This is a genomic window from Stieleria bergensis (assembly GCA_007745635.1).
GTDB classification, from domain to species: Bacteria; Planctomycetota; Planctomycetia; order Pirellulales; family Pirellulaceae; genus Stieleria; species Stieleria bergensis.
In genome coordinates this window covers 1,963,703-1,983,913 of record CP036272.1, presented here as the reverse complement: position 1 = coordinate 1,983,913, position 20,211 = coordinate 1,963,703, and the positions used below count along the sequence as shown (strand labels likewise).

At 55.4% G+C, this 20,211-nt stretch carries 18 protein-coding genes; 8 read left to right on the top strand and 10 right to left on the bottom strand.

Translation table 11 applies throughout. From position 1 onward, the window contains the following. Positions 1 to 3: 3 nt before the first annotated feature. From SV7mr_RS06730 to SV7mr_RS25885, 4 genes are all read right to left on the bottom strand, one after another. On the bottom strand, positions 4 to 501 hold the full coding sequence (locus SV7mr_RS06730) for a 6-pyruvoyl trahydropterin synthase family protein (protein ID WP_145270401.1): 498 nt from the start codon (positions 499 to 501) through the stop codon (positions 4 to 6). A 71-nt stretch (positions 502 to 572) separates the two neighbouring features. Continuing rightward, positions 573 to 1,451, bottom strand: coding sequence for a triphosphoribosyl-dephospho-CoA synthase (locus SV7mr_RS06725; RefSeq protein WP_145270399.1), 879 nt, complete (start codon positions 1,449 to 1,451; stop codon positions 573 to 575). Beyond that, on the bottom strand, positions 1,432 to 2,403 hold the full coding sequence (locus SV7mr_RS06720; RefSeq protein ID WP_419188194.1) for an alpha/beta fold hydrolase: 972 nt from the start codon (positions 2,401 to 2,403) through the stop codon (positions 1,432 to 1,434). Before SV7mr_RS06720 ends, SV7mr_RS06725 begins: the two co-directional genes overlap by 20 nt. 82 nt (positions 2,404 to 2,485) lie before the next feature. After that, on the bottom strand, positions 2,486 to 3,100 hold the full coding sequence (locus SV7mr_RS25885) for a hypothetical protein (protein ID WP_473163677.1): 615 nt from the start codon (positions 3,098 to 3,100) through the stop codon (positions 2,486 to 2,488). A 464-nt stretch (positions 3,101 to 3,564) separates the two neighbouring features. On the opposite strand from SV7mr_RS25885, the gene SV7mr_RS06705 reads away from it, so the two are divergent. Further along, positions 3,565 to 4,446, top strand: a complete 882-nt coding sequence (locus tag SV7mr_RS06705; RefSeq protein WP_419188192.1) for a penicillin-binding protein activator LpoB — start codon at positions 3,565 to 3,567, stop codon at positions 4,444 to 4,446. Between the two features lie 94 nt (positions 4,447 to 4,540). Then, positions 4,541 to 6,127, top strand: coding sequence for a COG3014 family protein (locus tag SV7mr_RS06700; RefSeq protein WP_145270395.1), 1,587 nt, complete (start codon positions 4,541 to 4,543; stop codon positions 6,125 to 6,127). 103 nt (positions 6,128 to 6,230) lie between these two features. On the opposite strand, the gene SV7mr_RS06695 is transcribed toward SV7mr_RS06700, so the two are convergent. The 5 genes from SV7mr_RS06695 to SV7mr_RS06675 all read right to left on the bottom strand — a co-directional run bounded on the left by SV7mr_RS06695 (position 6,231) and on the right by SV7mr_RS06675 (position 11,157). Then, positions 6,231 to 6,482, bottom strand: coding sequence for a BON domain-containing protein (locus SV7mr_RS06695; protein ID WP_145270393.1), 252 nt, complete (start codon positions 6,480 to 6,482; stop codon positions 6,231 to 6,233). Between the two features lie 409 nt (positions 6,483 to 6,891). Then, positions 6,892 to 7,470 carry a flavin reductase family protein gene (locus SV7mr_RS06690; RefSeq protein WP_145270391.1) on the bottom strand — a complete coding sequence of 193 codons (579 nt, stop codon included), beginning with the start codon at positions 7,468 to 7,470 and terminating at the stop codon, positions 6,892 to 6,894. A gap of 97 nt (positions 7,471 to 7,567) precedes the next feature. Beyond that, entirely contained in the window at positions 7,568 to 8,371 is an 804-nt protein-coding gene (locus SV7mr_RS06685) for an inositol monophosphatase family protein (protein ID WP_145270389.1), read from the bottom strand. Beyond that, entirely contained in the window at positions 8,368 to 9,489 is a 1,122-nt protein-coding gene (locus tag SV7mr_RS06680) for a serine/threonine-protein kinase (protein WP_145270387.1), read from the bottom strand. Before SV7mr_RS06680 ends, SV7mr_RS06685 begins: the two co-directional genes overlap by 4 nt. 249 nt (positions 9,490 to 9,738) lie before the next feature. Beyond that, entirely contained in the window at positions 9,739 to 11,157 is a 1,419-nt protein-coding gene (locus SV7mr_RS06675) for a DUF6513 domain-containing protein (protein ID WP_145270385.1), read from the bottom strand. Positions 11,158 to 11,804: 647 nt separating this feature from the next. Here SV7mr_RS06675 and SV7mr_RS06670 point away from each other — a divergent pair. Then, complete coding sequence (locus SV7mr_RS06670) at positions 11,805 to 12,653, top strand: RluA family pseudouridine synthase (protein ID WP_145270383.1); 849 nt, start codon at positions 11,805 to 11,807, stop codon at positions 12,651 to 12,653. Positions 12,654 to 12,887: 234 nt separating this feature from the next. Here the strand turns inward: SV7mr_RS06670 and SV7mr_RS25150 are convergent, their stop codons facing one another. Then, on the bottom strand, positions 12,888 to 13,043 hold the full coding sequence (locus tag SV7mr_RS25150; RefSeq protein WP_419188191.1) for a hypothetical protein: 156 nt from the start codon (positions 13,041 to 13,043) through the stop codon (positions 12,888 to 12,890). Between SV7mr_RS25150 and SV7mr_RS06665 the strand changes: the two genes are divergently transcribed. From SV7mr_RS06665 to SV7mr_RS06645, 5 genes are all read left to right on the top strand, one after another. After that, positions 13,042 to 13,824, top strand: a complete 783-nt coding sequence (locus SV7mr_RS06665) for a menaquinone biosynthetic enzyme MqnA/MqnD family protein (protein ID WP_145270380.1) — start codon at positions 13,042 to 13,044, stop codon at positions 13,822 to 13,824. The genes SV7mr_RS25150 and SV7mr_RS06665 overlap by 2 nt on opposite strands. 75 nt (positions 13,825 to 13,899) lie before the next feature. Further along, complete coding sequence (gene mqnC / locus SV7mr_RS06660) at positions 13,900 to 15,033, top strand: cyclic dehypoxanthinyl futalosine synthase (RefSeq protein ID WP_145270378.1); 1,134 nt, start codon at positions 13,900 to 13,902, stop codon at positions 15,031 to 15,033. A 93-nt stretch (positions 15,034 to 15,126) separates the two neighbouring features. Continuing rightward, complete coding sequence (locus tag SV7mr_RS06655) at positions 15,127 to 15,951, top strand: segregation and condensation protein A (protein ID WP_145270376.1); 825 nt, start codon at positions 15,127 to 15,129, stop codon at positions 15,949 to 15,951. A gap of 119 nt (positions 15,952 to 16,070) precedes the next feature. Continuing rightward, positions 16,071 to 18,590: an HAD family hydrolase gene (locus tag SV7mr_RS25145; protein WP_419188190.1), complete on the top strand. Its 2,520-nt coding sequence runs from the start codon at positions 16,071 to 16,073 to the stop codon at positions 18,588 to 18,590. A 95-nt stretch (positions 18,591 to 18,685) separates the two neighbouring features. Continuing rightward, positions 18,686 to 19,951, top strand: coding sequence for a glycosyltransferase family 4 protein (locus SV7mr_RS06645; protein ID WP_145270374.1), 1,266 nt, complete (start codon positions 18,686 to 18,688; stop codon positions 19,949 to 19,951). The last annotated feature ends 260 nt before the right edge of the window (positions 19,952 to 20,211 follow it).

The following is a 20,211-nucleotide window of genomic DNA, read 5'->3' as shown; positions in this document are numbered from 1 at the left end:
CGATCAGTCGTTCCATGGAATCCGGCAGATTCCCCACTGACCGTTGTTTTCATCGACGGCAATCTCCAACCAGCTCAAAGCATCACCGAACTGCTTGCGAGTTTTATCGCGAACTCGCTCAGCGATGACTTTGGCGATCTCCTCGGCCGTCGTGTTGACCACCGGCAGGATCACACAGTCTTCATTGGGAAACACCCAGCGACGATCTTCAAAGCGTGCCGTGGTTTCCTTGTCATCGCTGGTGACGTGAATCGCAGCATGCTTTTCCGGCAGCAACACATGATGATCCAAGGCAAGCGTTTGCTCCAGAACAGCATCCCGCAATGCAATGAAGTCGACGACATAGCGGTTTTCATCCAGCGGTCCAGACACAATGGCCCGCACACCATAGTTATGCCCATGCAAGCGTTCACAAATATTGCCAGCAAAGGTAATGAAGTGTGCCGCACTGAACACAAACTGCTCTTTCGTGACTTCGACGCGAAACTGACTTTCTGTCATCAATACGTTCCTGTAAATGGATGGGGCGGCCCGATCTTGGCACGACACCGAACAACTGGCTGCTAACGTTTTCACGCACTGGAATCAGCCACCGACTGACGTAACAAAACGTACAGTGACGCCGCTAGAAAGTCAGCGGTCGTCCCCGGGTTGATTGCCTTGCCGGTGCCGGCACCTGTTCTTAAGTAACGATCAAACTGGAATCGTTGCTCTAAATCAAAGGGATCGAACTGAGCTCGTTGCTGGACCTCTGTCGCCAACGCGATTCCATACTTTCGCTGGACCAAGGAATCAGGTCGTTGCGCCAACAAACGCAACTGGGCCACAACGATTCCTTCCAGCACATCGTTGGCTTGTTTTATGGCATCATCCAAGACGGGCAAGACGTTTGCGAAAAAGTCGACAAATCCTTGGCTGTAATTCAGCGCAATGCGATCGCGATCGGCAGCCAAACCCATGGCATGAACCAAGTCAGTCGGCGGCGCGTCATTGACATCCATTTCGTCGACTTGGCCCATACCGCCAGGCTGTGCGGCGCTGATGGCTGCATAAAGATTTGCCGCATCATCGGCATTCAGCTGGCTCAAGCAATCTGCGGTCGCCTGTTGCCATGCGGCGGCGTCATGCGTTTTCAAACGGCACTCGGCCTGGTGCAACGGTCCAATCAATAACAAGATGCCAAGATTAACATTGGTTTGGCATTGCTGCATCACAGCCTGCATGGACTGCAAGACCAGACGACTAAAGGGCAGGGCAGTCGCAGATCCAAACTGGGCCGCCGTGACTTCTGCGGCCTGAACAAAGTCTGCAAAACTTAAGTCCGGCTGATTGTTTCCTGGCCAGACATTCCCGGGCTTGGGTGCCGTCGCTTCTAGAACGCAGGCCCAGCGAACCGCGTCGGCCGAGGTTGGACAAACGAATCGCAGGGAATCAAGTGGAGATCGCGTCATAGCGATTTAGAAATTGGTCGATTGCAGAAAAGGTTTCCTGGGGAGCGTCTTCGATCACATAATGACCGGCGTCAGCAATCTCAACCGACGTTGCCTGAGGCCAAACCGATTCGAAGCGTCTCAAGCACTCCGGCCGAAAACACCAGTCCTTCATTCCCCAGACAAGCAGCGAAGGCAGCTCAGCGAGACTCGGCAGCGCGGCCTCTAATGATTCCAAGGTTTGATACGTTAGATGTTTGGGCTGTAAAGGAATATCACGCACGAAGGCATCAATCGCCACGCGGTTGGCCCAACTGTCATAAGGCTTCAACAGCTGTGCGGCGACCTCGGGATCCATTTTGCGTCTGCTCATCGCCATGGTGATGGCACAGCGTGCGAACAGATTCCATCCACGCACTCCCAGCGATCCCAGAACTGGGATTCGGCAGGCGGCAATCCGAGTCGGCATGTAGGGAGGTGGAAATGCCGCCGTGTTCAGTAACATGATGCCAGCAAACCGCTCGCGCAAGGCAACCACTGTCCCCAATCCGATCGCTCCGCCCCAATCATGCGCCAACAAGACCACGCGTTTGAGATCCAAGGCCTCAACCAACTTGATCAAGTTCTGCTGGTGCTGAGCCAACGTGTAAGCATAGTCTTGCTGGGAAGGTTTTTCGCTTTCACCGCAGCCCACATTGTCGACCGCAATCACTCGATGCCGATCAGCAAAGTGCTGAAACACCCCGCGATAGTAATAGCTCCAAGTCGGGTTGCCATGAACACAGAGAATCGTCACCGAGTCATCTTGGTGCGCCGACTGTGGATCAGGCTCACTGACCAATGAATCACGGTATGCCAGCTTCGTTGGCTGGCCTGAGGCAGAGCCGCCGACCGACATCCACTGCGTGGGAATCGAAAAGCCAGCGTCGACGTGAGCGAATTTGGCTGGGGAGTGTTCTTCGTTCTGGGGCATCAACTTTGCCAATCACCCGATGGAAAACGTGGGTGCAATAACAGGACGACCCGCGCGGCCGTCTAAACATGCGGGACGCGACTTAGATGCTTTCAAAGTCTTCAAAATCGTCAAGCTCAACAGCATCGGGGTCGCTTTTACTCTTGCCGGTGCTCAAGCCAAACTCATCACTGATCTCGTCATCAATTTCAATCTCGTAGTCGTCGTCTAACTCTTCGTCGAAATCGTCGTCGAAATCGTCATCGAAGTCATCCTCTTCAATGTCGTCGAACTCATCGAGACTTTCGTCATCGTCCAGGCCATCGTTGAAGCCGCTGTCCTCGTCTTCTTCGAAGCCATCACCGGAATCATCCACATCCCCTTCGTCGCTCTTTTCCTCATCCGCCATGTGGGGCGTGCAGATCAGAGTTTCCGAAGCCAGAGTTTCCGAAGCCAGAGTTTCCGAAGCCAGAGTTTCCGAAGCCAGAGTTTCCGAAGCCAGAGTTTCCGAAGCCAGAGTTTCCGAAGCCAAGCTTTCCAAATGGAGCCCGCCCGAAATCAGCGGCTCTGAAGCTGGCGGAACCCACACCGTCGGCACACCACTTTGGGGCATCCAGAGGTCAGTGGCAATCACTGCCAAGGAAGCCGAAACATGGAGGTTCAAGGCAACCGGGGTAGGACAGTCAAAGGCCGCGGGGACGACTGGAGCAAAACTCATGAATCAAGCCGAATCGGGAAGGAAACAAAGACAAGGCTGCCGAAAGAAATTCTGTCTAGCGAATCGAACGCCCATTTTGATAGGTACGGGGATACCGACAAGCCACCTAACCCCCATTTTTCAGCATTGAATCGGGATCGTCGGGCAGGGTTGACACACCTGGATGAAGCCGATCTGCCAACGCCCGGTCGTCATTCCTCGGTTGCAATGCAACAGAAGTGCGAAAACCCTGCGTTTTTACGGTTAATCTCGGACACAAGCCTCAAAAGGGCAGCGCCATCACAGTGCCCACCGCCATCCCAGTTGCCTGGGCTTGGCGACAGCCTGGTAAAAACATTTTCCTCTGATTGACGTCGATTTCTGGACGATTATCCAGTTCGGGTGAACAAATTCCCGCCGAATCCGTTCTCGCTGGCGTCACTTCGCACTGCAGACGTGGACACCATCACATTCAAGGATGAATCATGAACACCACCTCCAACCCCAGAATGCGACTCGGCCAGTCCGTTAGCAAGCCTTTGCCAGCCATTCTTCCGGCTTCAACAGCTGTTGAAGTGGAATCGACGAGCAGCCGACATCATCGCCGCGATCGCCTCCGCTTGATCGCCGCATGCATGCTGCCGCTGACGATTCTGTTGACCGGTTGTGCACACCATCGCTACGGCCATATTTTGTCTGGACAAGACAAGGATCTGGTAGGAAGTCACGCTGCGGGTGCGGCGACCTGGAACACTCTGGTCGACGATTCGGTGGCCCGGCTACTTGGCAGCTGCCCCCCACCGACCAGCACAGCGGCATTCGGAACGGTTTCCCAACTGAGCGATGATCCCGCAACTGTACGTCAAGTCTCCCAGACGATCGGAGACACCACGCTTGACCCGCAGGCTCCACTAGCCAGTGGCATTTCGAACGTTTGCTTCTTGGGTGTCGAAAACGTCAGCGCCGAAGATCTGGGTGACTTCAAAGACCAGATCTTTGAACAGATTGATTCACGCATCAATCGCTCCGGCCAATACCGCGCGATCAGTCGACGCCTGGTCAGTCAAGCACTGAAAGAGACTCGCCAGCGTCCCGAAAGCCTGTTCATTCCCGCCAACCGCGACCAGTTCACAGCCGTGCTAGGGCAATATGGCTCACCGGTCGATTACCTGTTGTACGCTCGCATCACCAGTGGGACCACCGACCGCAACAAGACCACGCAGCGCGATTACTTGCTGACCTTGGAAATGGTCAACGTTCGCACCGGTGAGTACGTGAAAGAATCGGCCAAGCTTCGCAAAGGATACAACAAGAGTCGTGCTGGCAAGTGGTGGAACTGGGGCCCAATGGATCAAGCCGACGGCTGATTCCTCGTCCCCTTTTCATGCAACACGATGTCATTTCATCCATCCGCCGACGGGCAATTGCCTGGGCATTTGGATCCCATGCCCAGGCATTGACTTGAAGACCTGTCCCGCATTGCCGCTGCTGATCTGCCTGCTGATTCCACTGGTCGGTTTGACCGGTGGTTGCAGTGTGCAACGCGCCTCGATTCATCGAGCTCATCAAGCGTTCTATGACGGCGACTTTTCCCGCGCCAAATCGCACCTGCAAGCGATCGGCGATCGGTCTCGCCCAGATCGACACAGCACGGCGCTCGACCTGGCGATGGTTGAACTGACCAGTGGAAACGCGGCCGCGGCAGAGAAGCGTCTGCGCGAACTGCGAGATCACTTTGACCAACACTCCTTACCGGCTCCAATCGACAACACGCTCAGCCTGACGACCGATGACCTGGCCCGGGCTTATCGGATCAATGACTACGAGACCGTTCTGCTCCGGAGCATGCTGGCGATTTGCTCATTGGCAAATGATGGCGTCGACGCGCCCGCTTATTGCCTGCAAGCAACCCGCGCACAGGACACACTCTGGCCCGTCGATGAAGACATTCAAGCGGAAATCAATCAAGCTTCGGCCAGCATGAATCTGACCGACCAAGAAGACGTTCCTGAGAGCGGCGATTTGGTTGATGATCAGGAGCCCCGTCCTGATCAGGAACTTGCTGAACAGCAACAAGTGGAACAAGAGGCCGCTGAGCGTGCCTTGCAAGCCTGGCGTTCGGGACCCAAAGTCGCTCTACCTGCCTATCTACGTGGGACCATGCGAGAAGCCACGCACATGGATTACAGTGACGCCGCACAGGCCTTTCGTTTGGTCAACTACATCCAGCCCAGCTTCATCGCAGCAAACCATGACATCGCCCGCGCCGAACAAGGTGTCCACAGCAAACGTGGACACGGTGTTCTCTGTGTGATCGCATTGGTTGGTCCAGGACCAAGACTTGTTGAGACGCAAGCTCCGACCACGACGGCGTCTCTGCAAATCGCTTCGATGATCTTGCAGTCTAGCCAAGGTGACGTGCAAATCCCCAACCTGGCCTCGGTCCGCGTTCCAACCGTCGAGATCCCCCATAGCGACGTGATGTGCATCGGTGTCAGCGCGTTGTCGCCCGCGACGCGATCAACCTCCCCCGTCCAACTGGTCAATCACGCAAACCAAGAACAAGCCGTCACGCATCAACTCGCAACCCACGAACAGATTCTGGGCGTGACAGAAACGTTGACAGATGTCGGTGCGCTTGCCTTCGCCAAATCGGAGGCCGAAATGCCCTGGACAGTCGCGCGAGCGGTGGCGCGACGTGTGACCAAGGAAGCCGCCGTTCATACCACAACAAAGATGATGGGGCTCGACGGAACACAGGCAAACTTGGCGCATGCCATGCTGTCAACAGCCTGGTCGGCCAGTGAACGCACCGACACGCGCTGCTGGGGATTGCTGCCTCGCGAGTTTCAAGCGCTCAGATCCGAACTACCGGTCGGACAGAATGTGGTGGAACTGGCACCGGTGGATCAAGCTGGCAACGTGATTGGTGATCCCGTTCAACAGACCGTCACGATTCGTGATGGAGAAACTCAGTTCCTGATTGTCACCGCACCGCAGCAAATCCTGTCGGTCGTCAGCACGAGTGATGATCGATCCGGGCCGTAGCAACACGGATTGGCCAATTCATCCGTCCAGCGAATCAACACCTCTAAACAGGCGAGCAGCGCTGACTTGCTTTAGCGCTGACTTGCTTTAGCGCTGACTTACTTTAGCGCTGGCGTCGCGCCTTGATTCGATTCACCACGCGACTGACACCGGGAATCACTCGAGCGGTGATCCCGCACATCAAGGACTCTTCGCGACTGGCAACACGTCCACTGATCGTGACATGGCCTTCGCTCATCTGCTCGCAGACGAAGTCATCGATGTCAACAATGCGATCCAAGGAGGCCTGCACGCGATCGCACAGATCAGTTGATTGCGATTCTTCTTGCAACGTAGTGTGATTAAAGTCAGACAAAGCAAAGCTCCGTAAGTGGCTGACATGAACGCCGGGGAAGGTGGGACCTACCTGTCCCCTGATTTGACTCTTCCCCAACGGCCTCGTTTCAATGCCCCATGCCGCAGGTCGCTCGCTGGCAACGCGAAGAAGGTTTGATATCCAAACGTTCCCATCGCCTGCTGCAGACCAACACCATCAACAGACTACCTTACAACCAGAATGGGGGCGGCCTTTCTTGCCAAATTTTCGCCAAAATCCTGTTCTCAACTCGCTCTTTTTGACCTAAAGCGCGCCGGTTTACAGGCAGTGCACAGCCCCCCTGTGGGAAATTCACTGCACATTAAGCGCCCCCAACGCCGAAAACGTTCAGATGATAAACGGAGCAGCGGAGAAATCTGCCAACCGATGAAGGGGCGTGAAAAGCCGTTTACATGGAGAACGGTTCGTCAACCATGCCATATTGCTTTCGCCCAACGCGCGCGACATTCTGCATGGCGGGCTGTTGAAGACAATCATCGTCGCAGTGGAAATAGACGACGTTTCCGATCACTAGATTGGCACCACCGGGGCCTGTCCCCAACTGCACGACGCTATGCAGCGTGCACTCCATCGCCGCCTGAGCCTGGACCACGCGAGGCACATTCACTTGCACACCATCAATTGCCTCGACACCGCATTGCTCAAACTCACTGACCTCCGGTGGTTCGGGATCACCACTGCGATGCATGACTGCAGCCAGATCGGGTGAGACAACATTGACGATGAATTGGCCCGTTTGCTGAATGTTGCGCAGCGTGTCTTTGGGTTCGCCGTGGTTATTATTGGCGGGGGCAAAACAGAGGGTGGGCGGATTGGCGCCGACGCCACTGAAAAACGAAAACGGGGCAAGATTATCGATCCCGTCTTGGCTTCTGGTAGACACCCAGGCGATCGGCCGAGGCGTAATCAGCTGCACCATCCGCAAGTAAATCTCATGAACCGAAAGTTGGTTGACGTCAAATTCCATCGTTTCGAATCTGGGAGGAATGCACGGGGGCAGAGGTGAATCGGTGACAGGTCAAGTTGCAGTCATCAAAGCCGACAGTGAAGTGCGACAGTGAAGCTTAGCTGGTTTCTGCCAAACGCTGAGTCATCGCTTGATGCAGCGGGCTTGTACTGGAGACACAGAATCGAGGGATCCAATCATCGAATGCCCCTCCGTCGAAATGTGTTAGCTGCGCCCCTGCTTCGCGAGCGATCACGGTACCGGCGGCGGAATCCCAGACGCAAACGTTGGTTGCCCAGTAGGCATCCAGGCGTCCGCATGCAACGTAGCACATGTTCAGCGCGCAAGAGCCTAAACGCCGCAGCGACCGGCAGTCTTCCAGAATGCGTACAAAGCGACGGACTTCAGGTGAATCCCCTTTGACTCCAGCAGGAAAACTGCACGCGATCAGGGAATCAGAAATTTCAGCACAATCACTGGTCTTGATTGCTTGCCCGTTAAGCTGAGCGCCCTGGCCATCGATGGCAGTAAACAATTCATCATGCACGGGATCCAGGATGACTCCCAAACGCATCTTCCCGGCATGATAAAGCCCGATCGAAACGGCAAAGGATTGCAATCGATGAACGTAGTTGACGGTTCCATCCAGAGGGTCAACCACCCAGCAAGGCGGCGCATCCGGATCGCCGTCGCGGACGGCCTTGGGCGGGTCATTCTCGCCTTCCTCTTCACCGACAAAGGCATAACCATCGAAGCCATCAAGCAGGATTTTACGGATCGCTTGCTGGGACGCTAAATCCGCATCGGTCACCAGGTCCTTGGGACCTTTTTCTGACACCTTGCGGTCACTCCAGCGGCTTAACAGTTCTTCAGCACCGGCTCGGGCGGCCGTCACGGCCAATTGCAAATGTTCGTCGTTCACAGGTCTACTTCAAATCTACGCAGTTCTTCCAACCACAAGCGAATATCGTTCACATACTCGGTCGATAACTTACCGATCACCAATTGACGGTGAAACGCCGCTGCGCCGGTGTCAACATGTTCGGCGGCGTCTGCATTAGGGAATCGCAAGTTCGGATCCGGTGCAATCAAGCCTCGGATGAACTTCATCAAGAGTTCGTTACGACTGATTTCGTCGGGCAGCAGCTCGGCCAAACGATCAGGCAACTCGTACTTTGCTTGAATCAAATCAACAAGGCTCTCGGTTTCCGCAAAAATATTGCGTCCACTCATCAGTTCGATCAACACATAACCTGCACTCGCCAAGTCACTACGCGGCGTGGCGCGTTGGTTCTGCAACACCTCAGGCGCAGCGTACATTGGCGTGCACTCGCGTTCCAGGGGTGGGTTCTCAAACTCGATCGCCGATCCCATGTCGATCAGCTTACTATGCCCAGTGCGTTTGAGCATGATATTCGCTGGTTTGATATCACCGTGCACGATGCCTTCGCGGTGCAACGCTGCAAGGGCAGCCAAGACATCGCGGATGATGGCAACGGCCACACCCGCTTTAAAACGCGAAAATTCGGCGCCGCGCGTGATGATGACATCGTTGATGTAGCGGAACCGCTTGTTATCAAGGTGTCGTTGCAAGAGATTCAAGCAGCGAGGTGTGATCAGTTTGCGCAAGTCATAACCATCGACCCACTCCATCATCATGATGCGAATGCGATGTCGTTCAAAGAAGTTCTGGACGGCCAACAAGTTGTCATGCTGAATCAAGGCAACGCGAGCAGCGATTTTCCCGACACGCTTCATCGCTTCTTCGTAAGCGCGTTCGGTCGCGTAATGCTCCGGCGAAAAAATCTTCATCGCGACGGGGACGGTAAAGCCATCGGTCCCGCGAAACTCCGTCAGGTAGACTTCACCTTGCCCACCACGCCCGAGCAGTTTCAGCATGTGATGGTGGCCGGTCCATGACACTTTCTTGCTGCGAACCAGTTGATCGTACCAGCGCACTAAATCAACGCCCCCTTTCGGCCGCTGAACGCCTTCGGGGGTGAGCGTCAAATTGGGATCAAAACGAGTCGTCGATTCCATCAATGTGTACCGGCATCCCGGCCGAGAGGAGTGCTGGGGATGCCAGTTGTCACCCCCCAAAGCCACGAACAATGAACTCTCAATAAACTCTCTGCGCTGCGTTTGTCAAAACGCCATCGATTCACCGGCTAGATTGCCACTGGCCGGTGTTCTCTATCCTAACCACTGCCCCTGCTGCCGAACAGTTGGCAATCACCACAGCATGCCGCTGCGGAGCAAATCGGGGGGGGACTTTTCCATTGTGGCGGGTCACTTTGAGCGATGCCGATTGCTTCGCTTGATCCGATGCATGTCCTCGGTTTGAGTTAACAGGCCCCAATCGAGCTCGCGATCCTGGTTGTACTGTTTCCCCAAGACGAGGGCGATTTTTGCTTTGGCCAGTTCATAGCCCAAATAGAATGCGTGACCAGGATCGACATTATCGGCAATCTCTCTCTGCATCAGGTCGTCAAACAACCGAAACGGATCCTTGTCGCTGAGATGCAACTCTCGCGAAACCACATGCAAGGTCTCGTCGTGGGCAAACAACCGATAGTTATTGTCCTTGATCTCGGCCGCTAAAGCATCCAGCGCTTCGTTGGAAAAGCTGCGTACCCGACGGTCGCGCAGCATGACAAGCTGATCACTTAAGTTCTTTGGCGGCACGCCGCGACGCACCGCATGATGCACCAAACGGCGAGCAATATCGCATTCACGAACACTGCTGCGAGCCCAGTTGATCACCTGAGTGGTTAACACGCTGTCAATCTTGAGCTCCTGGCAGATGCCCATCAACAACAAATTCACACCCGCCGAGTCAACGTCTGACAGCTCGGTGACATTCCCGATCCCCATCATCATCGGCAGTTCAGGGTAGCGTGCACGGACATCCGCGTAACGCACCAAACTGCGGCTAAAACCAAAACCGATCGGTTCCAAAATGGGATCCAATCGCATCGGAACATTCTTTGCCGCCAAGGATTCAATCGTGCGATCCAAACTCTCCAAATCTTCTGGCGAATCGGGAATCACAACGACTTCCTGTCCCCAGTCTGCTGCATGCTGCCAATTGCTGCTGTTGACGCTCAAGACAAGCTGGGCACCACGCTGACACGCTTGTTCGACTTCCCAAGGATCAAAGCTATCCACAGAAACCGCGATGCCTAACTGAGTCAGTTCACTGACAAAGTCTCCGACCTGCTCGAAACGCTCGCCAGGCTGACAACCGAGGTCAATCATGTCGGCGCCGTCAGCCACCAAGCGTTTCGCAATCTGCACGATCTCCGCCAAAGGATGGCGGGGAACATGATTGATTTCAGCAATGATTTTGACGCTGTGCTGATCAAGTGCTGCGGGCTCTGTCACTGCACCAAACAACTGCACCAAGTCGCGACAATCACGCGGGCCGACAACAATGGGCAGCTGTAAGGCGTCGGCCAGCACGCCATTCAAATCCGGACAAAAGCCTGGCAACACGATATGCGTGGTCTGCTCGGGGGGCCGAATCTTGCCCGTCAACCACTTGGCCGTCATCAACGCAGCAACCGTGATGGGCATCACTTCAATGGAATACGAAAACCCATACTGGGACGCCAACGCGGACACATTTTCCTCCAGCGCATGCCGCGCTAACTTGCCCGTGATCAGGTGCAAGTGCAATGGCTTCTCGGCGTTTCGCAGATCGATCATGCCATGCATCTTAGCAAAAAGCCCCTTCAACGGCATTGCCCATCGCCGACCAAATGCAATCAGAATGGATGCGTGAAAACGCGACGCATCGGTTGGCTGGGCTCTGAAGCGAATCCCCAAAGGTACTGCACACTGACAACCATCCGCGTCCCCGTTAATTAGCCTGCAGTGACCACCCACACTGAACCGAAACGGAACACATCATTCTGATCAGCATCATTGTGATCAGCAACGTGGGGACTGCCCGACACATGCCCGTCGGGATTGCCTGATCAACATGCAACGCCAATGCACCACCTGCTCCATGCGATCAACATCACGCGCTGCCATCTAGCACGATCACTTAACTCAGGTATCGGTTGTGCATGCGCGAGAACATGTTTTTTAACGGCAAGAGACATTAGTACTATTGACTGTCTTTGAATAAGACGTACAACTGCACCAGCGAGAGATCCGTGTACGTTAGATTTTTTTGTTTTCGAACAACTTGTGTTTAACGTCGTGGCCGGGATCTCTCGTTTTTTATGCGCCGATGGTTCACCAGCCAGTGAATGGATCCAACCGATGGCCCAACTCACTGATCGGCCTGAACGTCTCACCGCGTCTATGCTTTCCAACCGCTGGCAACGAACGAGTGTTCCCCAACGATGACTTTCGATCGTCAGACCAACTCTGTCAGCGCTGCTGCCAACGAATCTGACATCACAGTGCTTTGGGAGCAGGGCGATGTGATTGCGATCAATAAACCGGCAGGCATCGCCACGCAAGCGCCACCGCAACACCCTTCGCTGGAATCCAAACTCAGGGCACAACTGGATCGACAGGATCGCTACCTGGCCTTTCCACATCGCTTGGATCGCGCGGTCAGCGGCGTGATTTTGGTCGCCCTGAGCAAGAAGAAAGCTCGCTTGTTGTCAGCGCAATTCGAGTCTCGAAAACCTCGCAAAACCTATCAAGCAGTGCTCGCTGGGACGGCGTCGTTGCCGGTGCTATCGGAGGCCGCATTCGCTGACGTGATGCAGTGCGAACCGGCCAGATCGGAAGCCAGATCGGAAGCCAACACGACCGCAACACAACAGCTGTCTCGATGGCAGGACTGGCTGCAAAAGATTCCTGAACAAGCGCGGGTTCAACGCAGCGATGCGACCGCTGAACAAGCCAAAGAAGCCATCACACTTGCGGCCGCCATCGACAGCGAACCATCACGCATCATGCTGGCAGCGTTTGACCCGCCCAGTACTGCTGTGCTGTTGCAGCCGCAAACCGGTCGTATGCATCAATTGCGCGCTCAATCTGCGTTCCGAGGCCACCCCATTGTCGGTGATACGACTTATGGTTTTCCCTACCAGCTGGATGCCAACGGCAACCCGCTTGATCCGCTAGACGCGTCCGGCCCAGAGACGGCCAAACGCATTTTGCTGCACGCATTGCAACTGGGATTCCATGACCCCAGCTCCGGTCGTTGGACGCTGGTACGTGCGCCGTGCCCCTTTTAGAAGCTCTGCATTGAAGCGATGCAAGGGACGTGCCATTGCATCGTTTTTAAGGCATTGGTGCGTGCAAGCACGGCGCCCTTCGATGCGGGGCATTGGTGACCGGAGCACCTCAAATTCGTGCTTCGTCGAAGCCCTCGCTAACACCCTCACTAGCCCAGCGGCTTCGTGAAGCCGAAAGAACTCACTGATCTGCCCCGGGGAGTGGTGCTGCTGGAGAGCGAAATCCGTTACTCTTTAGGGGCCTTTTGCGGTCACTTGGGTGTGATCCGATAGAGTCTGACGTGGGTCGGTTGATGCGGTTGCTTCGGCAGCGTCCTGAATCTTTTCCCGGCTCGCCACGACTTCCCGACTGGCAGGTTGATTCGATTCCTTTAGCTGAGACACAGCCATGACCCGAATCGGTGCGGTTTCCTACCTCAACACCAAGCCATTGATTCACCAGATGCGTGACGCTCTGGGTGATCAAGATTCGTTGTCGCTCAATTTACCCAGTCGGCTTGCCAGCCAGCTGGCTGCCGGCGATTTGGATGTAGCGCTAATCCCCTCGGTAGAGTACTTTCGTGGCCAGAAGTACAGGATTGTCTCTGACGCGGTGATTGCCTGCACTGGGCCCGTGTGGAGCGTTCGCCTGGTCAGCCGCGTGCCCATTCAAAAGATCCGCAGACTGGCACTGGACGAAGGCAGCCGCACCAGCGCAGCACTGGTACGTGTGTTGCTCTGGGAAATCTACGGGCTCAAGCCAGAAACCGTGATGCTGCCGATCGAACAGTCGCCCGATGCAGCCGACGCCGATGGCGTGCTGATCATCGGTGACCGGGCGATGCATCCCGAACACGGGGTCTATGAAGAGATCTGGGATTTAGGCCAGCGATGGAATCAGCACACCGGTTTACCGTTTGTGTTTGCGATGTGGGTCGCTTCGGAGCTTGCGGAAGTGGATCACTTGGTGCCAATTTTTGAGTCCTGCCGCGATTCAGGTCTAGCGGCGGTGGAATCGATTGCCGAAACTCATGCTGCCGCCAACGGCCTGACCAATCACGATCTGCTCCGGTACTTCACCGAAAACCTGCACTTCCGACTCGGCAGCCGCGAACGTCAAGGCCTGGAGCGATTCCGCCGCAGCTGTGACGCCTTGGGTCTCATCCCGCAACCGGCGACTGACAGAGCTTAACGAACAGCGTGACCAGCAAGGCCACACGCCGCCAACTCAATCCACTTCAAAGCAATAGCCCGAACGATTGTAGCCATGATCAAGGACATCCTGAACAAATCCATCCAAGGCGAACGCATCACCGCAGAAGAAGCCCTGCAGCTTCTGCAAAGCCGTGACTTGGCAGCCATCGGTAACGCGGCTCACAAAGTGTCGTTAGCCAAGCACCCCGAGGACTTCCGAACCTACAACATTGATCGCAACATCAACTACACCAACATCTGCACCGCAGTTTGCGATTTCTGTGCCTTCTATCGAGGCCCCAAAAGCGATGAAGGTTACGTGCTGCCGCGCGAAGAACTGTTAAAGAAAGTCGAAGAAACCGCCAACCTCGGCGGCAACCAAATTCTGCTGCAAGGCGGCCTGCATCCAAAGTACAAGCTGGAATGGTACGAAGAGATGCTGCAGGACATTAAAAACGCTTTTCCGCAAATCAACATCCACGGCTTTAGCCCTCCTGAGATTCATCACTTCACCAAGGTCAACAAGCTGCCTTTGGAGGTGGTCTTACAGCGCCTGAAAGACGCCGGCCTGGGCAGCCTGCCAGGCGGTGGTGCGGAGATCCTGGTCGACCGCGTTCGTCATGAAATCACACGCGGCAAAGTCATGACCGACGACTGGCTGAACGTGATGCGAGTCTGGCACCAACTGGGCGGCAATAGCACCGCGACCATGATGTTCGGCCATGTTGAAACCTTGGAAGAACGCATCGAGCACTTGCAGCGAGTCCGCGACCTGCAAGATGAAACCGGAGGCTTTACAGCGTTCATCTGCTGGACCTTCCAGCCTGAGAACACCGAAATGGCAGACACTCAGCCCAAGGGAGCCTTCGAGTACCTCAAGACCCAAGCCGTTTCGCGATTGTTCTTGGACAACGTGCCAAACATTCAAAGCAGCTGGGTGACGCAAGGCTTGAAAGTCGGTCAACTGGCGATGCTGTACGGCGCCAACGACATGGGCAGTTTAATGATCGAAGAAAACGTGGTCGCCGAGGCCGGCACCGTGCACTTCTTGTCGCTTGACCAGATCCGCGACGCGATCACGGAACTGGGATTCCAACCGCGACAACGAGACGTGTTTTACAACTTGGTGTCGGACGAGCTGGAACAAAAAGCAATCGCTGCGAATGGCAAGAGCGAGCCGCGTGATTTGGTCGAATTGGCCGTTTAGGGTAGAATCGTGAAAGTCGCTGGGAGCCAAACCGACCCCTGCGACAGCATCAACGGGTTTGCCACTAATCGATCCAATTGACGGTCAGCGTGAATGTCAACCGAAACGGCCTTTCGTGTCGAACTTGCCTTGTACAACGGTCCTCTGGATCTGTTGCTGTATTTGGCAAGGCGACAAGAGGTGAGTCTCGAAGAATTGGCCCTCTCCAAAATCGTCCAGCAGTACATTGATTACCTTGACCTGCTGAAGGAGTTCGATCTGGCGGACATCGGAGACTTCCTGGACCTGGCCAGCACGCTGATCGAACTGAAAAGCCAACTCGTGCTGCCCAAGGCAGAAGACGAAGAAGAGGCCGAGCAGCACGAAACCATCGACGATCCACAGTCCGAACTGGTCGAACGCCTGCTGCAATACAAAGAGATTCGCGACGCCGCAGGAATCTTGGACGAGATGGCCGAGCGCTGGCAGTCTCGCTATGAGCGGATGAGCGATGACTTGCCGCGACGTCGAATCGATCCCGGCGACCAACCGATCGCCGACTTGGAAATCTGGGACTTGGTGAGCGCCTTTGGGCGCATCATGCGCGAAGCCGCAGGGCCGCCGCGAACGGAAGTCATTTACGATGACACGCCGATCCATGTCTACATGCAAAAGATTCACTACCGCTTGGCCGACGAAGAACGCGTGGCGTTGATCGATCTACTAGACACTGGCGTTCACAAATCGGCCGTCATTGGCTGGTTTCTAGCCACCCTGGAACTCACCCGTCACCACGGAGCGGCAGTCGAAGAAGACGAAGGCGGTGACATTGTCATCGTCCGCACAGAAGATTACGGTGACAACCTGCAAGTGCAAGAAGTAGACAACTATGGCCATAACGGTAAAGTTGCCCACGGCTTGCCCAGCCAACCGCGCTAAGCTTAGGGACTAACCAGCCAATCACTCACCGGCGAAACAGCCGATGATAGACGCAGTCGCTCTCGCGTGGCAACACTCGCGCCCTGGCTGTCTGAATTTACAGTGAGACGGATATTCGCTTGAACATTATCATTTTGCATTGCCACTATCGGCGCGGTGGCGTGACTCAAGTGGTTGAAAACCACGTCGCAGCACTGACCGCAGCGCTGCCCGAGGCCAACCTTTTCCTGGTTTCTGGCCCTCGCGTCGACGGACTTTCCGATTCAACCACCTCACGTGCTCAAGTTGTCTGCATCGATGGACTCGACTACGACACACTGCACGACGACCAGACCAGCGACAACGCAAACCAGCGTGGGCATCGGCTCGCCGACCAGATCCATCACGCATTGGCTTCCCGCGATGTTGATCCGCTGGACACTGATTGCCAGACCATTCTGCACTGGCACAATCATTCGCTCGGCAAGAACGTCGCCATCCCGGTCGCCATCGATCAGCTAACCGAACGTTACCAGTATTCGCAATTACTGCAAATTCATGACTTCGCCGAAGACTTTCGACCCACCAATTTAAGCGAACTAGCAGCCGCTAGTGAAAGTGACGCAGCCGATCCGTTGGCGGCGTTCAACCGATTTTGCTACCCCAGTCGACAAGGCATTCATTACGCCACGCTGACTTCCGGCGACGCAGCCTTGTTGCAGAAACTGGGACTTCCAGAAAATCAGATCCACTGCCTGCCCAACAACGTCACCTTAGGCGATCAAGCCACTCAGTCGCGGTCAGCGGCAAAAGAAAAAGTTGGCCAAGCCATTGGCGTGTCCGGCGATTTCCAATGGTTCCTGTATCCGATCCGAGGCATTCGCCGGAAGAACTTGGGCGAGACTCTGCTGCTGTCCCAGTTATCCAGCGATCAAGCTTACTTTGCCATCACGCTGCCGCCGACAACGAAGATTGAAGCTGATTCCTACGAACGCTGGAAAGCCATCGCCAAGGTTCACGCACCACGGACGGTCTTTGATGCCGGAACGTTCCCCGCGATCTCGTTTCACGACAACATCGCGGCCTCGGATTGTATTCTTTCAACCAGCGTTGCAGAAGGCTTTGGCATGGCGTACCTGGAGCCATGGTTAGCCGACCGCGGCGTGGTGGCTCGCGATTTACCGGGAGTGACTCAAGACTTTCGCCGCAGTGGTTTGGCGTTGGATCGGTTCTATCAAAGCGTTGACATTCCGGGCTCGGGCAAATGGATCACACAATGTCAAGCGCGCACGACCGCGGCCAGACAACAAGCTTGGCGGCAGGTACCGCCCCCGATTCTACAGGGCTCCGGCTCAAGGCGTCACGGGGCGAACACAGAGGGGGCCAAGGCAGAGGGCGCCAAGGCGGCGTCAACGATTGACTTCGCGACCCTGACCACCGGCGACCAGATTGACGTGATCATGCGAATTGATCGCGATCCACTGTTCAAACGCCGCGTTCAAGATGCCAACCAGTCGCTTCTTGATTGGCTGCAACCAGATTTCGAAGCTTCTGCCTTGCGGCACAATCAGCAAATCGTTAGGCAATACTATGGACAGCAAGGTTGCAGCGATCGTCTTTTGCAAGCGTATCGTGAACTTGCTCTCTCCGCCCCCGGCAAACGGAGTCAGCGGATTGATATCAACTGGGGCGTCAGCCTGGCCAACGTGATTTCCCAACATCGAACTTACTTTCCCTGCCGCACCGAATCAACGATCGTTGACTGCGACGACGCATCAAACTGTGACATGCCCAGCACTTGGAACCGAGCCGTCATCGAGAATCGCAGCGAGCTGTTGCCGATCGAAACGGAGCAGCCAGCCAAACTCACCTCGCTGACTGACATCCGCGCGGTGATCTTTGACATCTATGGCACGTTGATCGTCAGCGGTAGCGGCGACGTTGGATCGGCGAACGAGCAGGACCGGGGACAGGCGATCTCGCAGGCGATCACGGCAACCGGAATGAGCCTTGGCACGGGCAGCATGCCCACGATCGACGCTTTGCAGCAACAGATTCGCCAAAGCAACCAGGATCGACAAAGCGATCAGGTCCCCAAACCGGAAGTCGAGATTGTTGACTGCTGGCGTCAGACGCTCGATCAATGCGGCATCACACAGTACTCTGCACGCCAAGTCAACCAGTTGGCCGCTTACTACGAATCACTAGCCAACCCGACCTGGCCCATGCCGGGAGCGGCGACACTGCTCAAGTCGCTGGGGCAAACGGGCCTCAAACTGGGCATCGTCAGCAACGCACAGGGTTTTACCCTGGACTTGATTGAAGAAATTGCTGGGGACTTTGGCTGCGATTCGGTGTTTGATCTCAACTTATGTGTCTTTTCCAACCGCTATCGACAAGCCAAGCCCGGCCCCCGTTTGTTTGACGTATTGTGTGACGAGTTAAGCCGTCAACAGATTGCGCCACACCAAGCGATTTATGTTGGCAACGACCGATTAAACGACGTTTGGGCCGCCAATCAGGCGGGCCTGCGAACAGCTTGGTTTGTCGGTGACCGCCGCAGCATGCGAGATCGGGCGGATGATGCTCGCATGCAAGGCCTACAACAAGACCTCGTGATCACTGATTTGATGCAACTGCAACAGTGCCTCAATGAATGATCCACAACCGTGAACGAGTTGCTGGCAGCGCTGCCGCCAAGTGACACCAACAGAATTACCAGACTTCCTTTCCTTAAAGCACCATTGACCCTGCCATGGGAGTTCAAATCGGATTTGTCGGCACTCGTTTTGCAGGCACGGACGGCGTGTCGCTGGAGAGCGCCAAATGGGCCCAAGTGTTGTGGGACCATCGCCATGTCAGCCATTGGTATTCCGGCCTCAGTGACCGAGACCATGACACGTCGATGGTGGTGCCACACGCTTACTTTGGCCACCCCGACATCGAATGGATCAATCGCCGAGCATTCGGGACGCGAACGCGAACCCCCGATGTGACGCGGCGGATCTATGCGCTCGCCGATTACCTGAAAGGGACCTTGTACGAGTTCACACGGCGCTACGATCTGGATTTGCTGATCGTTCAGAATGCCTTGTGCATCCCGATGAACCTGCCGCTCGGGATCGCCTTGACGCACTTCATCGCTGAAACCGGCTTTCCGACCATCGCGCATCACCATGACTTTTACTGGGAACGAGATCGCTTCAGTGTCTCCGCGGTGACAGACATGTTGTGGATGGCGTTCCCGCCCGCGTTGCCACAGATCCAAAACGTGACCATCAACTCGTTCGCCCAAGAGGATTTGGCTCACCGCCGCGGGGTTTCCAGTATCCTTGTCCCCAATGTTTTGGACTTTGAGACCGAACCACCTGAACCAGATGATTATGCACGTGGTTTTCGCAAATCAATTGGCATGGACGATGACGACATCCTGTTCCTGCAGCCCACCCGTGTCGTGCCTCGCAAAGGCATCGAGCATGCCATTGCTCTGGTTGCAGCTCTGAAGAACGACAAGTGCAAACTGGTGATCTCGCATGCCAGCGGTGACGAAGGCAACGAATACCTTGGCGCCCTGCGTGATTTAGCCGAATCCAGCGGCGTGCACTTGTTGCTCTGTGACCAGCAAGTCGGCGATAAACGCGGCGAAAATGAAGATGGCTCACGGATCTACACGCTCGCGGATGCTTATTCCCAAGCGGACTTCATCACCTATCCGAGTTTGTACGAGGGATTTGGCAACGCGCTGCTCGAAGCGTTCTACTTCCGCAAACCCGTGCTGGTCAATCGCTACTCGATCTACGTCGCGGACATCGAGCCCAAAGGGGCGAAAGTCATTACGATGCAAGGTTACTTAACCAAAGACGTCGTCTCGAAAGTCGAACGAATCATTCAAGATCACGAGTATCGCGAGGCAATGGTCGATTTCAATTACGAGATCGGCAAAGCGTTCTTCAGCTACAGCGTGCTGCGGCGCAAACTGCGTGCGCTGGTGACCAATTTCACCGGGCAAGACAATCTGTAGTCATTGCAGGGCCAGTTCCCACCGGCCGCATCAAGCGAAGCAATGTGATTGGCGGGGGGAACCGTTCCAGCCCAGCAACCGCCCCTCGGCGGCAGGGCACCCGACACCTGCCGATGGTGTGATCCACCATTCTCCAGAGAGGCTAGCCGACACAGGCTGGCAATCTTGCCCAAAGATTAGATTCTCAGCGTCCCTTGCGACCAAAATGATGTTCCTTATTGCCCCCTTCGACCTATACTAAGTCATTGTCTGAAAACCCA

Excerpts from the sequence above, each read along its gene's own strand:
- SV7mr_RS06690 (WP_145270391.1), bottom strand. The coding sequence starts at position 7,470 with ATGGAATTTGACGTCAACCAACTTTCGGTTCATGAGATTTACTTGCGG.
- SV7mr_RS06720 (WP_419188194.1), bottom strand. The coding sequence starts at position 2,403 with ATGCCCCAGAACGAAGAACACTCCCCAGCCAAATTCGCTCACGTCGAC.
- SV7mr_RS25885 (WP_473163677.1), bottom strand. The coding sequence starts at position 3,100 with ATGAGTTTTGCTCCAGTCGTCCCCGCGGCCTTTGACTGTCCTACCCCG.
- mqnC (WP_145270378.1), top strand. The coding sequence starts at position 13,900 with ATGATCAAGGACATCCTGAACAAATCCATCCAAGGCGAACGCATCACC.
- SV7mr_RS06680 (WP_145270387.1), bottom strand. The coding sequence starts at position 9,489 with ATGGAATCGACGACTCGTTTTGATCCCAATTTGACGCTCACCCCCGAA.
- SV7mr_RS06665 (WP_145270380.1), top strand. The coding sequence starts at position 13,042 with ATGACCCGAATCGGTGCGGTTTCCTACCTCAACACCAAGCCATTGATT.
- SV7mr_RS06670 (WP_145270383.1), top strand. The coding sequence starts at position 11,805 with ATGACTTTCGATCGTCAGACCAACTCTGTCAGCGCTGCTGCCAACGAA.
- SV7mr_RS06730 (WP_145270401.1), bottom strand. The coding sequence starts at position 501 with ATGACAGAAAGTCAGTTTCGCGTCGAAGTCACGAAAGAGCAGTTTGTG.
- SV7mr_RS25150 (WP_419188191.1), bottom strand. The coding sequence starts at position 13,043 with ATGGCTGTGTCTCAGCTAAAGGAATCGAATCAACCTGCCAGTCGGGAA.
- SV7mr_RS06675 (WP_145270385.1), bottom strand. The coding sequence starts at position 11,157 with ATGATCGATCTGCGAAACGCCGAGAAGCCATTGCACTTGCACCTGATC.
- SV7mr_RS06705 (WP_419188192.1), top strand. The coding sequence starts at position 3,565 with ATGAACACCACCTCCAACCCCAGAATGCGACTCGGCCAGTCCGTTAGC.
- SV7mr_RS06645 (WP_145270374.1), top strand. The coding sequence starts at position 18,686 with ATGGGAGTTCAAATCGGATTTGTCGGCACTCGTTTTGCAGGCACGGAC.
- SV7mr_RS06725 (WP_145270399.1), bottom strand. The coding sequence starts at position 1,451 with ATGACGCGATCTCCACTTGATTCCCTGCGATTCGTTTGTCCAACCTCG.
- SV7mr_RS06655 (WP_145270376.1), top strand. The coding sequence starts at position 15,127 with ATGTCAACCGAAACGGCCTTTCGTGTCGAACTTGCCTTGTACAACGGT.